Consider the following 15,352-nt stretch of genomic DNA (forward strand, 5'->3'; position numbering starts at 1 on the left):
TGTCTGATCCGGTTCCTTGAACCTGATTTACCTTACTTAGGGTCTGACCTGGCTGCATGAATACCCAAGAGGCGAAAATCGTCCTCGAGACTGCATTGATCTGCACGCAGGAGCCGCTGAAAATCGGCGATCTGCGCAAACTGTTTGCCGACGACATTTCGGCCGACACAGTCCGTAACCTGCTCGAAGACCTGCGGCACGAATGGTCCGGGCGCGGCGTGGAACTGGTGGGCCTCGCGTCGGGCTGGCGCTTTCAGAGCAAGCCGGCCATGCGCACCTACCTCGACCGCCTGCATCCCGAGAAGCCGCCGCGCTATTCGCGCGCCGTGCTCGAAACGCTCGCGATCATCGCGTACCGGCAGCCGGTCACGCGCGGCGATATCGAAGAGATTCGCGGGGTGACGGTGAACACGCAGGTCGTCAAGCAGCTCGAGGACCGCAACTGGATCGAAGTGATTGGCCACCGGGACGTACCGGGCCGGCCGGCGCTTTACGCAACGACGCGTCAGTTCCTGGACGACCTCGGCTTGAAGTCGCTCGAAGAGCTGCCGCCGCTCGACGACCCGTCGAACCAGCTGGGCGAGCAATTGCTGGCTCAGCACGCGATCGAATTCCCGGACGGCGAGGTGGCACAGTTGGTCGCCGCGGGCATGCCGGAAAGCGGCGAAGCGCCTGCACCGATATCGGCCGATGCGGATATCGGGCAGGAGGCGCCGGGCATGGCCGATGCGGTTGAGCATCGTCACGACGAAACCCGCTTCGACGCGCAGGAAACGGAGCGTGCCGGGCACACCGCCGGTGCGCCCGAAGAAGAACACCCGAGCCGCAGCGACGCGGCGCAGGACGACCCCGTCTCGACGACGGACGACGAAGCCGCTCCACGCGGCGTCTGACGCAACAAACACTTTTGACGCGCCTTGGGCAATCCATTGCGAGCGGGCGCGCAACCTGACATTTCGAGGTTGTTTTGACTGATATCCACGACACCGATTCGACCGATGGGTCCGAATCCGCGCGTCGCACGTCTTCGGCGCGCGACGACGACACGCGCGCCGACAAGGGCGACGTCGCTGGCCAGCCGGCGGGCGATGCCGGGGGCGAGGACCGCCCCCGCCGCGGCTTGCGCCGCGGTCCGCGCAGCTTGATCGCGCGCCGCCGTGCGGGCGCCAAGGGCAAGGCCGGCGAAGGTGCTGCTGCGGCTGAGCCCGCGTCCGACGTCGCTGCGCCGGTTGTGACGCAGACGCCGCCGGACGGCGTCGCCGTTGCGCAGGTGCGCACGCCGCGCAAGGACGCCGGTGCGAAGAAGGGGCGCCGCGAGCCGGCCGCTGCGGGGCAGGCAAAGCCCGCGCAAGCCGGCAAGCAGGGCGCCAGGGGTGCCGCCGGTGGCAAGGGCGGCAAGGGTGGCAAGAGCCGCCCCGAGGCGCCCGCCGCCGCGACCGAAAATGCGGCGGACGATCTGTTCCTGTACGTGACGTCGCCGGCCTTCGACGCCGACGACGGCACGGGCAGCGGCGTGCACGCGCCGATGCTGCGCCGTGGCCGCGTCCAGCAGGACAAGCGCGTGCTGAGCCCGGACGACGACGCGCCGAAGCTGCACAAGGTGCTGGCCGATGCCGGCATGGGCTCGCGCCGCGACATGGAAGAGCTGATCATCGCGGGGCGCGTGTCGGTGAACGGCGAGCCTGCGCACATCGGCCAGCGCATCTTGCCGACCGACCAGGTCCGCATCAACGGCAAGCCGATCAGGCGCAAGCTGCCGAACAAGCCGCCGCGGGTGCTGCTGTACCACAAGCCGACCGGCGAAATCGTGAGCCACGCGGACCCTGAAGGTCGTCCGTCGGTGTTCGACCGCCTGCCGTCGATGAAAACGGCGAAGTGGCTGGCGGTGGGCCGTCTCGACTTCAATACCGAAGGTCTCCTGTTGCTCACGACCTCGGGCGATCTCGCGAACCGGTTCATGCACCCGCGCTATAGCGTGGAGCGCGAGTACGCGGTGCGCGTGGTGGGCGAGCTCACCGAAGGCAACCGCCAGAAGCTGCTCAAGGGCGTCGAGCTCGACGACGGCCCGGCGAACTTCCTGCGCATCCGCGATGGCGGTGGCGAGGGCACGAATCACTGGTACCACGTCGCGCTGGCCGAAGGGCGTAACCGCGAAGTGCGCCGCATGTTCGAGGCCGTCGGCTTGATGGTGAGCCGCCTGATCCGCACGCGCCACGGCCCGATCGCGCTGCCCAAGGGGCTCAAGCGCGGCCGCTGGGAAGAGCTCGAAGACAACCAGGTGCGCGGCCTGTTGGCGGCGGTCGGCCTGAAGGTGCCGACCGAGGAAAAGGGCGGCCGCGGCAAGGAGACGGAACGCCGTCAGCCCGATCCGATGCAGACCTCGATGGGTTTCATCAACCGCGAGCCGGTGCTGAGCTCGCACGGTGCGATGGGCCAGCCGCGCCAGCCCCGTCAGGGGCAAGGTCAAGGCCAAGGCCGGCGCGGCGCAGCACAGGGCGGCTTTGGCAGCGCGCTGGGCAATTTCGGCGGTGGTGGTTTTGGCGGCGGGACGGGCGGCACGGGCGGCAATCGCAGCAATCGCGGCAACACGCGCAGCGGCACGCGTGAAGTCGACGGCAACCGCGCGCCCAGCGCGGGCAAGCGTGTGGGCAGCAACGCGAACAGCAATCGCCGCGGGCCGGGCAACAACGCCAATGCCGGCGCCAGCACGAACGGCAACCGTGCGCCGGGCGGCAACCGCGGCGGTCAGCGCGGCACGCCGCGCAACCGTACGCGCGGGCACTGAGACGCCGCTCGCTGCTTTCCGGCGCCATCAGGTTAGTGCTGGAAAGCAGCAGGGAAATGCATAAATGTGCGCGAATGTGCCTGAACGCGCCGCGCAATGCCGGGATTTCCCCCGGCACGCGGGGCTTAGCGCCAGCAGCGGTTTGCGTTAAAGCCAAAAAAAAGCTACAATCTCGGAGTCGCTGGGCGTGCGGCTTTTATTTGCGCCCCAGGTGCGACCACCTGGCTAAGTGAGAAGATGGGCGTTTCGCCCATTTTTTTTTTGGTCCGCCCGATTGAGTGTTGCAGGCAAGTCTTGCAAAAACATCGTCGGCGCCGGACCCGGCCTGAGTGGTCGTCATCGTGGGGCAAAGTGCAAGAGCGCGCGCTCACCTGGCGCGCGGCCCGCGAATCCTGAATCACTGGAAGTTGCCGGCTCGCTGCGCGAACATCTGGAGCAGGCATTGTGCAACTGACGGAACTGATTGAAACCACGGTCACCGGGCTCGGCTACGAGCTGGTCGACCTCGAGCGCACCGGGCGCGGCATGCTGGCCATCTATATCGATCAGCCCGCGGGTATCGCGATCGAGGACTGCGAGAAGGTCACGCGTCAGCTGCAGCACGTTCTGACGGTCGAGAACATCGACTACGAGCGCCTCGAAGTCTCGTCGCCCGGCCTCGACCGTCCGCTGAAGAAACTGGCGGACTTCGAACGCTTCGCGGGCTGCGAAGCGGTCATCACGTTGAAAAAGCCATTGGACGGACGGAAATCGTACCGCGGCATCGTGCATGCCCCGGAAGGCGAGACCATCGGTCTGGAATTCGAAGGGAAGGCGGGTCCTGCGATGCTCGATTTCACGCTCGCGGACATCGACAAAGCACGTCTTATCCCCAAAGTTGACTTTAGGAGCCGCAAACAATGAGTCGCGAAGTGTTGATGCTGGTGGATGCGCTGGCACGCGAGAAGAATGTCGACAAGGACGTGGTGTTCGCCGCCCTTGAAGCGGCGCTTGCGTCAGCCTCCAAGAAACTCTTCGACGAGGATGCGGATATTCGCGTGCATATCGACCGCGACAGCGGCGAGCACGAAACGTATCGCCGCTGGCGTGTCGTGCCCGACGAGGCGGGCCTGCAGGAGCCGGACCAGGAAATCCTGCTGTTCGAGGCGCGCGAGCAAAAGCCCGACGCCGAGATCGACCAGTTCATCGAGCAGCCGGTGCCTTCGGTCGAGTTCGGCCGTATCGGTGCGCAGGCCGCCAAGCAGGTCATCCTGCAAAAGGTGCGCGACGCCGAGCGCGAGCAGATCCTGAACGACTTCCTCGAGCGCGGCGAAAGCATCATGACCGGCACGGTCAAGCGCATGGACAAGGGCAACTTCATCGTCGAGTCGGGCCGTGTCGAAGCGCTGCTGCGCCGCGACCAGCTGATTCCGAAGGAAAACCTGCGCGTGGGCGACCGCGTGCGCGCCTGGATCGGCAAGGTCGACCGCACCGCGCGCGGCCCGCAGATCGAGCTCTCGCGCACGGCGCCTGAGTTCCTGATGAAGCTCTTCGAGATGGAAGTGCCGGAAATCGAGCAGGGCCTTCTCGAGATCAAGGCCGCGGCGCGCGACCCGGGCGTGCGCGCCAAGATCGGCGTGGTGGCTTACGACAAGCGCATCGACCCGATCGGCACCTGTGTCGGCATCCGCGGCTCGCGCGTGCAGGCCGTGCGCAACGAGCTCGGTGGCGAAAACGTCGACATCGTGCTATGGTCGGAGGATCCCGCCCAGTTCGTGATCGGCGCGCTCGCGCCGGCTGCCGTGCAGTCGATCGTCGTCGACGAAGAAAAGCACGCGATGGACGTCGTGGTCGACGAGAGCGAGCTTGCGGTCGCCATTGGCCGCAGCGGCCAGAACGTGCGTCTTGCCAGCGAGCTGACCGGCTGGCAGATCAACATCATGACGCCGGACGAATCCGCGCAGAAGCAGAACCAGGAGCGCACCGTGCTGCGCGACCTGTTCATGGCGCGTCTCGATGTGGACGAAGAAGTCGCCGACATCCTGATCGACGAGGGCTTCACTAGCCTCGAAGAGATCGCCTACGTGCCGCTCAACGAAATGCTGGAAATCGAGGCGTTCGACGAGGACACCGTGCACGAGCTGCGCAATCGCGCACGCGACGCGTTGCTCACGCAGGCCATCGCGAACGAAGAGAAGGTGGAAAGCGCCGCGCTGGATCTGAAGAGCCTCGACGGCATCGACCCGGACCTGCTGGCGAAGCTGGCGCAACACGAGATTCACACCCGCGACGAGCTTGCCGAGCTGGCCGTGGACGAGCTCACGGAAATGACGGGAATGGAAGAGGACGCCGCCAAGGCGTTGATCATGAAAGCGCGCGAGCACTGGTTCCAGTGAGCCTGGCAACAGGCATGGAACCCGGGCGCGACGAGCAGGAAGCGACCATGACCCACTAACTGATCGCGGCCGCCCCGCTAGCCAGAAGGAGAGGCGCGGGGCACACGGTGCCGCATGACCCGATGTCAACCGCAAGGAATCGGTCCTTGCATTAAGAGGAATGAATGGCGAGTAACAACGTAGCCCAATTTGCCGCGGAACTGAAAATGCCTGCCGGCGTGCTGCTCGAGCAGCTGCAGGCGGCGGGCGTCACGAAAGCGAGCGAAGCTGACTCCTTGTCTGAAACGGACAAGGCGCGTCTGCTCGACCACTTGCGCAAGTCTCACGGCTCGACTGATGCAGACAAGCGCAAGATCACGCTGACGAAACGGCATACGTCGGAAATCAAGCAGTCCGATTCGACGGGTAAGGCTCGCACCATTCAGGTCGAGGTGCGCAAGAAGCGCACCTTCGTCCGCCGCGACGAGTCCGCCGGTGAGGCGGAGGCATCGAATCATGCCGCCGACGCAGCCGTTGCCGCCGAAGAGGCGGAACTGCAGCGCCGCGAAGAAGAAGCGCGCCGTGAGGCCGAGCTGCTCGAGCGTCAGGCTCAGGAGCTCAAGGAGCGCCAGGAGCGTCTCGCGCTTGAAGAATCCGAGCGCCGTGCACGCGAAGAGGCCGCCGAGGCCGAACGCCGCCGCGCCGAGGAAGAAGCCTCGCAGAAGAAGGCCGCAGCCGACGCCGCCGCGCGTGAGTTGGCCGCCCAGGCCGTGGCTGCGCAACGCAACGCTGAGAGCGAAGCGACCAAGGAAGTGAAGCAACAACAAGACCAGCAAGACGAGCAGCGCGCCGCCGCCGAGCAGCGCGCCGCAGCCGAGCGTGCAGCGCAGCGCGAAGCGGCCCAGAAGGCCGAAGCCGCCGCGCGCGAGGCCGCCGAGAAGGCGCAGAAGGAACAGGAAGAGATCGCTCGCCGCCGCGCGGCTGCAGAAGCCGAAGCGCGCGCGATCCGCGAAATGATGAACACGCCGCGCAAGGCGCAGGTGAAGGCGGTCGAGCCGCCCAAGCCCGTCGAGCCGGCCAAGCCCGCCGAAGCCAAGGGCACGCTGCACAAGCCGGCGCGTCCGGAAGGTGCAGCGGCACGTCCGGCAGCAGGTGGCGCGGGCGCGAAGAAGCCCGCCACCACGGCAGCGCCCTCGACGAGCGCGCCGGGTGCCGGCGCGGGCGACCGCAACAAGAAGCCGGGCGCAGGCAAGGGCGGCTGGCAGGACGACGCTGCGAAGCGCCGCGGGATCAAGACGCGCGGCGACTCGTCGGGCGGCGTCGACCGTGGCTGGCGCGGCGGCCCGAAGGGCCGTGGCCGTCACCAGGACAACAGCTCGACGTTCCAGGCGCCGACCGAGCCGATCGTGCGTGAAGTGCACGTGCCGGAAACCATCACGGTGGCCGACCTCGCGCACAAGATGTCCGTGAAGGCATCGGAAGTCATCAAGGTGATGATGAAGATGGGCCAGATGGTCACCATCAACCAGATGCTCGACCAGGAAACGGCGATGATCATCGTCGAGGAACTCGGCCACCGTGCGGTTGCCGCGAAGCTCGACGATCCGGAAGCGCTGCTGGTCGAAGGCCAGACCACGGCCACGGACGCCGAGCAACTGCCGCGTCCGCCGGTCGTCACCGTCATGGGTCACGTCGACCACGGCAAGACCTCGCTGCTCGACTACATCCGCCGCGCCAAGGTCGCAGCGGGCGAAGCGGGCGGCATTACGCAGCACATCGGCGCTTACCACGTCGAAACGCCGCGTGGCGTCATTACGTTCCTCGACACGCCGGGTCACGAGGCCTTTACGGCCATGCGTGCGCGCGGTGCGAAGGCAACCGACATCGTCATTCTGGTGGTCGCGGCCGACGACGGCGTGATGCCGCAGACGAAGGAAGCGATCTCGCACGCGAAGGCTGCGGGCGTGCCGCTCGTCGTGGCGATCAACAAGATCGACAAGCCCGATGCGAACCTCGAGCGCGTCAAGCAGGAGCTCGTCGCCGAAGGCGTCGTGCCGGAAGAGTACGGTGGCGATTCGCCGTTCGTGCCGGTGTCGGCCAAGACCGGCGCGGGCATCGACGATCTGCTCGAAAACGTGCTGCTGCAAGCCGAGGTGCTGGAACTGACGGCACAGGTCGAAGCGCCGGCCAAGGGTCTCGTCATCGAAGCGAAGCTCGACAAGGGTAAGGGTCCGGTTGCAACGATCCTCGTCCAGTCCGGCACGCTCAATCGTGGCGACGTGGTGCTGGCTGGCAGCGCTTATGGCCGCGTGCGCGCCATGCTCGACGAAACCGGCAAGCCCACGAAGGAAGCGGGTCCGTCGATTCCGGTCGAGATCCAGGGTCTCTCGGAAGTGCCGGGCGCCGGCGAAGAAGTCATCGTTCTGCCGGACGAGCGCAAGGCGCGCGAAATCGCGATGTTCCGTCAAGGCAAGTTCCGCGACGTCAAGCTCGCCAAGCAGCAGGCCGCGAAGCTCGAGAACATGCTCGAGCAGATGGGCGAAGGCGAAGTACAGAACCTGCCGCTCATCGTCAAGGCCGACGTGCAGGGCTCGCAGGAAGCGCTGGTTCACGCGCTCCTCAAGCTCTCGACGAGCGAAGTGCGTGTGCAGATCGTGCACGCCGCGGTGGGTGGCATCAGCGAAAGCGACGTCAACCTCGCGACGGCTTCGAAGGCGGTCATCATCGGCTTCAACACGCGTGCCGATGCACTGGCGCGCAAGCTGGCCGAGACCAATGGCGTGGACATCCGCTACTACAACATCATCTATGACGCAGTGGATGAGGTGAAGGCGGCGATGTCGGGCATGCTGGCGCCGGAAAAGCGCGAAGTCATCACCGGCATGGTCGAAGTGCGCCAGGTCTTCAAGGTGCCGAAGGTTGGCGCGGTGGCCGGCTGTATGGTCACGGACGGTATCGTCAAGCGTTCGTCGTCGGTGCGCGTGCTGCGCAACAACGTGGTCATCCACACCGGCGAACTCGACTCGCTCAAGCGCTTCAAGGACGACGTCAAGGAAGTCAAGCAAGGCTTCGAGTGCGGTATGTCGATCAAGAACTTCAACGACATCGTCGAAGGCGATCAGTTCGAAGTGTTCGAGATCACCGAAGTCGCGCGTACGCTGTAATTCAGCGGCGCACGCGGGCGGCATTTGAGGCCGCTCGCGGGCTTGGCCGCGGGTTTGCCGATAACGGGCGGGGCAGGCGCTGGCCAGCCCCGCCCGTTTTGTTTTTGCGCGGCGGTTTCTTCCTCGATGGAGGAAACGCCGCCTGAATGCCTCGTAGAAAAAGAGGTGGAACCATCATGCCGAAAAAACGTACTTCCCCTAATCGCAACGTGCAGATCGCCGACCAGATCCAGCGCGATCTGTCTGAGTTGATGCGCGAAGTGAAGGATCCGCGCATCGGTCTCGTGACGATCCAGAGCGTGGAGCTCACGCCCGACTACGCGCACGCCAAGGTCTACTTCACGACCCTCACGGGAGATCCGAAGACCACCCAGGAAGCGCTCAATCACGCCGCGGGCCATCTGCACAATCAGCTGTTCAAGCGCCTGCACATCCACACCGTGCCGACGCTGCATTTTCACTACGACCAGTCGATCGAAAAGGGTGTTGAGATGTCGCGTCTCATCGACGAGGCGAACGCGTCGCGTGCAAAGGACGACGACCAGGACGAGCCGCGGGACGACTGAGCCACCACGCCAAACTGGCGCACGCGCAACACGTGCGTTTCGTGCTGCACGCCGCCAGGTGTTGCGCTCGTCAGAACTCTGATATGACTGCATCTTCCAAGACTCCTCAAGGCGCGGCCCGACCTGAGGCGGCCCGTCCGAAAGTGCCGCGTCGTCTGCTCGACGGCGTGCTCCTGCTCGACAAGCCGCTTGGACTGTCCAGCAACGATGCGCTGATCCGCGCGAAACGCCTCTTTCGCGTGAAGAAGGCGGGCCATACCGGTACGCTCGATCCGCTCGCCACGGGCCTGCTGCCGCTGTGTTTCGGCGAGGCGACCAAGTTCTCGCAGGACTTGCTCGATGCCGACAAGACCTATGAGGCGACCATGCGCCTCGGCATTCGCACCGCGACGGGCGACGCCGAAGGCGAAGCCGTCGAGACGCGCGAAGTGCGCTGCGACGAAGCCGCGGTGCGCCAGGCGATGGCGAAGTTCGTCGGCGAGATCGTGCAGGTGCCGCCGATGTATTCGGCGCTCAAGCGCGACGGCAAACCGCTCTACGAATACGCGCGCGCGGGCCAGACGGTCGAGCGCGAAGGGCGCCAGGTGACGATTTTCGCGCTGGAGATGATCGCTTGCGCGCTGCCTGCTGTGCCCGAGGTGACGTTTCGCGTCACGTGCAGCAAGGGCACCTATGTGCGCACGCTTGCCGAGGACATCGGCGAGGCGCTCGGTTGCGGCGCGCATCTCGTGATGCTGCGGCGCACGGGCGTGGGTGCGCTCACGCTAGAGCACGCCGTGACGCTGGATGCGCTCACGGCCGCCGACGAGCCTGCGCGCGACGCATGGCTGCAGCCCGTGGACGCGCTGCTTTCCACGTTTCCCGCCGTGACGCTGAACGCCGAGGCGGCGCGCCGCTTCATGCATGGTCAGCGCTTGCCGCTCAACGAACTCGCGCTCGATCGCACGGCATGCGAAGCCGCCGATCGCGTGCGCGTCTATGGAGAAGAGGGGCGCCTGCTCGGCGTCGCGAAGGCGGCCAATGGCGTGCTCGCGCCGGAGCGGCTGGTGGTGAGCGGCGCGGCTTGATTCGCGTTGCGCGTCACGCAAGTGATCGCGCGCGCCAGAGATGAAAAAAATGGCACGCCGGTGTTGAACCGGACGTGCCATTTTTATTGGTGCTGCTTGAGCGAGTATTGAGCGAGCAAATGCGGCAGTGCTCGCTCAATAACGTCAATGCGGGGTCAATGTGGCATCAATGCGGCTCAGTGTGCCGCCGAAGCCGCCGCGCCTGCGTCGGCGCTGCTGGTGCGCTCGGGGCGCGTGACCCAGATGAGCGCGATCAGCACGATGAAGATCGCCGAGGAAATCCAGAACAGATCGTTGACGCCGAGCTGTGCCGCCTGCTGCGTGACCATGCGGTCGAACATGCCATGCGCCTGCGAGGGATCGAGCCCGGTCGCGCTCTGCATCTGCTGCATCGACTGGTTGAAGATCGGATTGGTCGGCGTGGCTTGCTCGGTGAGGCGCGCGTGATGGAACGTCGTGCGATGGTCCCACGCGGTCTCGAAGATCGAGGTGCCAATGCCGCCGCACATGATCCGCACGAAGTTCGACAGACCCGAAGCGGCCGGAATGCGGCTGCCTGGCAGGCCCGAAAGCGTGATCGAGACGAGCGGAATGAACAGGCCCGCCATGCCGATGCCCTGGATCAAGGTGGGCACCGTGAGCGCCCAGGTGTCCACGCCGGTCGTGTACTGCGAGCGCATCCAGAAGCACAGCGCGAACACCACGAACGCCGCTGTCGCGATATAGCGCGGGTCGGTGCGCGGCAGGATGCGGCCCGTGATCGGCGAGAGCAGAATCGCGAAGAAGCCCACGGGCGCCATCACGATGCCCGCGTCGGTCGCGGTGTAGCCAAGGGTGGTTTGCAGCCACAACGGCAGCAGCACGAGATTGCCGAAGTAGAGGCCGTAGCCCACCGAGAGCGCGATCGTCGCGCCGGTGAAGTTGCGCCGCGCGAACAGTGACAGGTCGACCACCGGGTGGTCGGCGGTCAGCTCCCAGATCACGAAGAACGCGAACGCGACGACCGCTGTGAGCGCGAGCACGACGATGGTGGTCGATGCAAACCAGTCGAGGTCCTTGCCCTTGTCGAGCATGATCTGCAGCGAGCCGACCCAGACGATCAGGAGTCCCAGGCCCACGCCGTCGATCGGCGCCTTCTTGATGGCCGAATCGCGGTTGCGGAAGATCGTCCACGTGGCGATCGCGGCCACGATGCCCACGGGGATGTTCACGTAGAAGATCCACGGCCACGAGATGTTGTCCGAGATCCAGCCGCCGAGAATGGGGCCCGCCACCGGCGCGATCAGCGTGGTCATCGACCACATCGAGAGCGCGATGGGCGCCTTCGCGCGCGGATAGCTCGCGAGCAGCAGCGTTTGCGAGAGCGGAATCATCGGGCCCGCCACGGCGCCCTGCAGCACGCGCGAAGCGAGCAGGAAGGGCAGCGTGGGCGCGAGGCCGCACATCCACGACGAGATCACGAACAGGATGATCGACGCCATGAACAGGCGCACCTGCCCGATTCGGTCGGTGAGCCAGCCGGTCAGCGGAATCGAAATCGCGTTGGCGACCGCGAACGAGGTGATGACCCACGTGCCCTGATCGGAGGCGACGCCGAGATCGCCCGAGATCGTCGGGATCGACACGTTCGCAATCGAGGTGTCCAGCACGTTCATGAACACCGCGAGCGACACCGCAATGGTGCCGATCACGAGTTGCGCGCCTTGCAACGGCGGATGGACTACGGGTTGTTGTGCTGCCATTGAGTGCTTCGTGGTTGACTTGCTGGTGGCGCGCGCGGGCTTACATCAGCCTGGCGGCGGGTTTCGCCGCGCCGGGAGCGGTGGCAGTCGACGAAACCTGCGCCTTGCCGGCGCTCTGGCCCGCGTTCTCCGCGATGATGCGGGCGATTTCCGCGTCGGCTTCGTCGCCGTACTTCGCGAACACGTCGGTCTGATAAACCGTGTTCGGTGCGTTGCCGAGGTGGCTGCCGGTCTCGTTCTTGATGTTCACGTCCACCTGCATCGAGAGGCCGATGCGCAGCGGATGCTTCTGCAGCTCTTCCGGATCGAGCGAAATACGCACCGGCAGGCGCTGCACCACCTTGATCCAGTTACCCGTGGCGTTTTGCGCGGGCAGCAGCGAGAAGGCCGAGCCCGTGCCGGCCGAGAAGCCTACTACCTTGCCGTGAAAGACCACCGACGAGCCATACACGTCCGCCGTCATCTCGACCGGCTGGCCGATGCCCATGTGCTTGAGCTGCACTTCCTTGAAGTTGGCGTCCACCCACACGGCGTTCAGCGGCACCACCGACATGAGCGGCGTGCCCGGCGAGACGCGCTGGCCCACCTGCACCGAGCGCTTGGCCACATAGCCGGTCACCGGCGCGGGCAGCGTGTTGCGCGCGTTCGAGAGATAGGCGTCGCGCACCCTGGCCGCGGCGGCCATCACGTTCGGATGATTGGCGATGGTGGTGTTCGCGGTGAGTGCGCGGTTCGCGGCGAGCTGCTGCTGCGCGGCTTCGAGCGTGGCTTCGGCGCTCTTCACGGCGTCGCGGGCGTGCGAGATTTCTTCCTGCGAGACGGCGCCCGTCTGTGCGACCTCCATGCGGCGGCGCAGGTCGTCCTGGGCGCGCGAGAGGTCGGACTGGCGCTGGGCGACTTGCGCCTGGTACTGGCTGTCGTCGGCGAAGAGGCCGCGCACCTGGCGCACCGTCTGGCCGAGATTCGCCTCGGCCTGTTGCAGCGCGATGCGCGAATCGGCGGGGTCGAGCTGCACGAGCGGGTCGCCGATCTTCACGGTCTGCGTGTCGTCGGCGTTCACGGCGATGACCGTGCCGGTCACCTGCGGCGTGATCTGCACGACGTTGCCGTTCACGTAGGCGTCGTCGGTGCTCTCTGTGAAGCGCGCGACGAGGAAGTAGTAGAGGCCGTAGGCGACGGCCGCAATCACGATCACGAGCACAAGCAGCGTCATCATGCGCTTGCGCTTGCCATTGGTCGCGGTCGGCTGCGGATTGGCCGCCGGTTGCTGAGGGGTGCTCATGGAAGGATCTCCGGGTTCTTGCGTGCTGTTCGTTCAGTGATGGGTGCTCAGTTCGCGGCCGTGGCGGGGCGTATGGACGCGGCCGTCGCGGGCGCGCTCCACGGCGCGTCGCGCCACGGGCCGCCGTTCACGTCGCTCTGGCCCTTCGCGTCGCTGCCGACTTCGACCGGCGGCGCGAGGCCCGCGTCGTGTGCGTCGAAGCCGCCGCCGAGCGCCGTGACGAGCGCCATCTGCTGGTCGCGGCGCTGCATTTTGAGGTTCGATACGGTTTGCTCCGCGGCGAGACGATTCTGGTCGGCGTTGAGCACCTGGAGCTGTTCCGAGAGTCCCGCCTTGTAGCGGATCACGGCGAGCTGGTAAGCCTTGGTCGAGGCGTCGAGCGCGCGCTGGGCGTCCACGAGCTGCTGGTCCGCCGAGCGGATCGACGAAACCTGGGTGGCCACTTCCTGGAAAGCATTGATGAGCGTCTGGTTGTAGTTGGCCACGTCCAGATCGAAGTCGGCATAGCGGCTCTTCAACTGCGCGCGCAGCGCGCCCGCGTCGAAGATCGGCAGATGCACGGCCGGGCCGAAGTTCATCTGCCGGCTCGAGAAGGTGAGGAATTTGCCCCAGCCGAACGCATCGAGGCCGGCGGCAGCCGCAAGGTTCACGTCCGGATAGAACTCGGCCTTGGCTTCCTTCACGTCGTGCATGGCGGCCTCGACCTGCCAGCGCGCGGCGACGATGTCCGGCCGGCGCGCCACGAGGTCGGCGGGCAGGTTGCTGGGCAGGACCATGTCGGCGACCGGGTTGAGCACCGGCTGCGCGATCTGCAGGCCCCGGTCCGGACCCTTGCCCAGCAGCGCGCCCAGCTGGTAGCGCACGTTCTGGATCTGGCCGTCGAGCTGCGTGAGGTTGGCCTGGCTCGTCGCGACGTTGCCATTGGCGGTCTCGCGCTCGACGTTGGTGTCGAGGCCCGCTGCCACGCGGCCGTTGGTGATCGTGCCGATGGTCTTGCGGTTGTCGATCTCGCGCGCGGCGATGTCGCGCAGCGCGTAGAGCTGGGCGAGCTGGTTGTAGGTGCGCGCGACCGACGAGGCGAGCGTGATGCGCGCCTGCTGCATGTCGGCCTGGGCAGCGCGCTGGGCCGAAACCGCCTGGGCGAGGCGCTGGCGGTTCTTGCCCCAGAGGTCCAGATCCCAGGAAGCGCTCGCGAGGGCGTTGTTCTCGTTATACCAGGTGCCGCCGAACGGAGGCGGGAAGATGGTGTTTTCCGTGTAGATCTCGCGGGTCCACGAATAGCTCGCGTTGGCCTTCGGGTAGAGCGCCGCTTTCGACGTGTCGATATACGACGACGCCTTGGCGATGCGCGCCTGCGCCTGCGCGATGGTGGGGTTGCCCTCGAGCGCCTCGTCGATCAGCTTGGGCAACTGCGGGTCGCCGAACTGCTGCGCCCAATCGAGCGTCGGCCATTGGCCGCCCCCGGCCGGAATGCTCTGCGAGGTCTCGAACTGTTGCGGTTGCGCGATGGTCTTGTCGCTCTTGACGCCGAAGTAGTTCGCGCAGCCCGCGAGCGCGAGCGCCGCCACCGCGGCGGCGACGGCTCCCCGGCAGGAGAGCGCTGGCGCAAACTGGGTTTGAGGTTTCATTGCTCGTCTCATGGCGTGAGAAGGTGAGGTAATACTGGACGTTGCAGCTATTTTCCTGTGCAGCGATCTCAAATTTGCTTGCCGCGTCATCAATTAGCCGGTGGGTTTTGCCCCGTGCTCGGGCCCGGATTCTGGATAGCTTCGCAGCTATTGGAGAGAACTCGCCGCAACATGCTCTTCAGGAAGCCGATTTCCTCGGGTGTCAGGCCCTGCGAGAGCTGATCCGTCACGCTCGTGAAGATCGCCGGCATGCGAGCGGCAATGCTTTCGCCCTCGGGCGTGAGCGCAAGGCGCACGGCACGGCGGTCCTCGGAACTGCGCACGCGCTTGAGCAGGCCGCGCTTTTCCAGCCGGTCGACGAGGCGCGTCACCGCGCTCGCGTCGATGCCGTACTCGCGCGCGAGCTCCGCCGCGAGCACGCACTTGCCGCTCGCCACCATGAACAGCACGCTGGCTTGCTGGCTCGTCACACCGAGCTCGGCGACGGTGCGCTGGGTGATCAGGTTCGACATCGTCGATCTCACCCGCGAGATGAGGTAGCCAACGCTTTCGCCGAAATCGTAATCGCGGACTTCAGGAGGCACCGTGGGAGTCGGATCCGTCATGTTTCTGCTGCGGCTGCAATGATTGACCAGGCAGGGATTATAGGGTCGGTTAGTTGACGCGGCAAGGGTTTATTGTGGCAGGGCGAAGAAACCTTTGCCGGCTAAGGTCTTAATTGGGCCCGGATGCGCATGCGAAAATTCTCCCTGGCGGGGGCGCTC

10 protein-coding genes and 1 pseudogene are annotated in these 15,352 nt (G+C 65.9%); 7 read left to right on the forward strand and 4 right to left on the reverse strand.

Annotated features, from left to right (window positions below):
• Positions 1 to 56: 56 nt before the first annotated feature.
• The 7 genes and pseudogenes from scpB to truB form a co-directional block, all read left to right on the forward strand.
• Positions 57 to 633: pseudogene (gene scpB / locus EYW47_RS05235) on the forward strand (SMC-Scp complex subunit ScpB); the annotation flags it as partial.
• A gap of 334 nt (positions 634 to 967) precedes the next feature.
• On the forward strand, positions 968 to 2,785 hold the full coding sequence (gene rluB / locus EYW47_RS05240) for a 23S rRNA pseudouridine(2605) synthase RluB (protein WP_133193816.1): 1,818 nt from the start codon (positions 968 to 970) through the stop codon (positions 2,783 to 2,785).
• Between the two features lie 444 nt (positions 2,786 to 3,229).
• On the forward strand, positions 3,230 to 3,688 hold the full coding sequence (gene rimP, locus EYW47_RS05245; RefSeq protein ID WP_133193817.1) for a ribosome maturation factor RimP: 459 nt from the start codon (positions 3,230 to 3,232) through the stop codon (positions 3,686 to 3,688).
• The gene (nusA, locus tag EYW47_RS05250; RefSeq protein WP_133193818.1) at positions 3,685 to 5,160 is read left to right on the forward strand and encodes a transcription termination factor NusA; all 1,476 of its coding nucleotides are present in this window, start codon (positions 3,685 to 3,687) and stop codon (positions 5,158 to 5,160) included. The genes rimP and nusA overlap by 4 nt, the downstream gene beginning before the upstream one ends.
• A 164-nt stretch (positions 5,161 to 5,324) precedes the next feature.
• Positions 5,325 to 8,303 (forward strand): translation initiation factor IF-2, encoded by a 2,979-nt coding sequence (gene infB, locus EYW47_RS05255; protein WP_133193819.1) that lies wholly within the window; start codon positions 5,325 to 5,327, stop codon positions 8,301 to 8,303.
• Positions 8,304 to 8,479: 176 nt separating this feature from the next.
• A complete protein-coding gene (gene rbfA / locus EYW47_RS05260; RefSeq protein ID WP_133193820.1) occupies positions 8,480 to 8,869 on the forward strand; it encodes a 30S ribosome-binding factor RbfA in 390 nt (129 codons plus the stop codon).
• 83 nt (positions 8,870 to 8,952) lie between these two features.
• Entirely contained in the window at positions 8,953 to 9,936 is a 984-nt protein-coding gene (truB, locus tag EYW47_RS05265; RefSeq protein WP_133193821.1) for a tRNA pseudouridine(55) synthase TruB, read from the forward strand.
• Between the two features lie 176 nt (positions 9,937 to 10,112).
• On the opposite strand, the gene EYW47_RS05270 is transcribed toward truB, so the two are convergent.
• The 4 genes from EYW47_RS05270 to EYW47_RS05285 form a co-directional block, all read right to left on the reverse strand.
• Positions 10,113 to 11,678, reverse strand: a complete 1,566-nt coding sequence (locus EYW47_RS05270) for a DHA2 family efflux MFS transporter permease subunit (protein WP_133193822.1) — start codon at positions 11,676 to 11,678, stop codon at positions 10,113 to 10,115.
• Positions 11,679 to 11,718: 40 nt separating this feature from the next.
• On the reverse strand, positions 11,719 to 12,960 hold the full coding sequence (locus EYW47_RS05275) for an EmrA/EmrK family multidrug efflux transporter periplasmic adaptor subunit (protein WP_133193823.1): 1,242 nt from the start codon (positions 12,958 to 12,960) through the stop codon (positions 11,719 to 11,721).
• A gap of 47 nt (positions 12,961 to 13,007) precedes the next feature.
• Positions 13,008 to 14,588 (reverse strand): efflux transporter outer membrane subunit, encoded by a 1,581-nt coding sequence (locus tag EYW47_RS05280; RefSeq protein ID WP_133193824.1) that lies wholly within the window; start codon positions 14,586 to 14,588, stop codon positions 13,008 to 13,010.
• Positions 14,589 to 14,677: 89 nt separating this feature from the next.
• A complete protein-coding gene (locus EYW47_RS05285) occupies positions 14,678 to 15,193 on the reverse strand; it encodes a MarR family winged helix-turn-helix transcriptional regulator (protein ID WP_133193825.1) in 516 nt (171 codons plus the stop codon).
• Positions 15,194 to 15,352: the final 159 nt, after the last annotated feature.

Source organism: Paraburkholderia silviterrae, from assembly GCF_004353915.1.
Taxonomy (GTDB): Bacteria; Pseudomonadota; Gammaproteobacteria; order Burkholderiales; family Burkholderiaceae; genus Paraburkholderia; species Paraburkholderia silviterrae.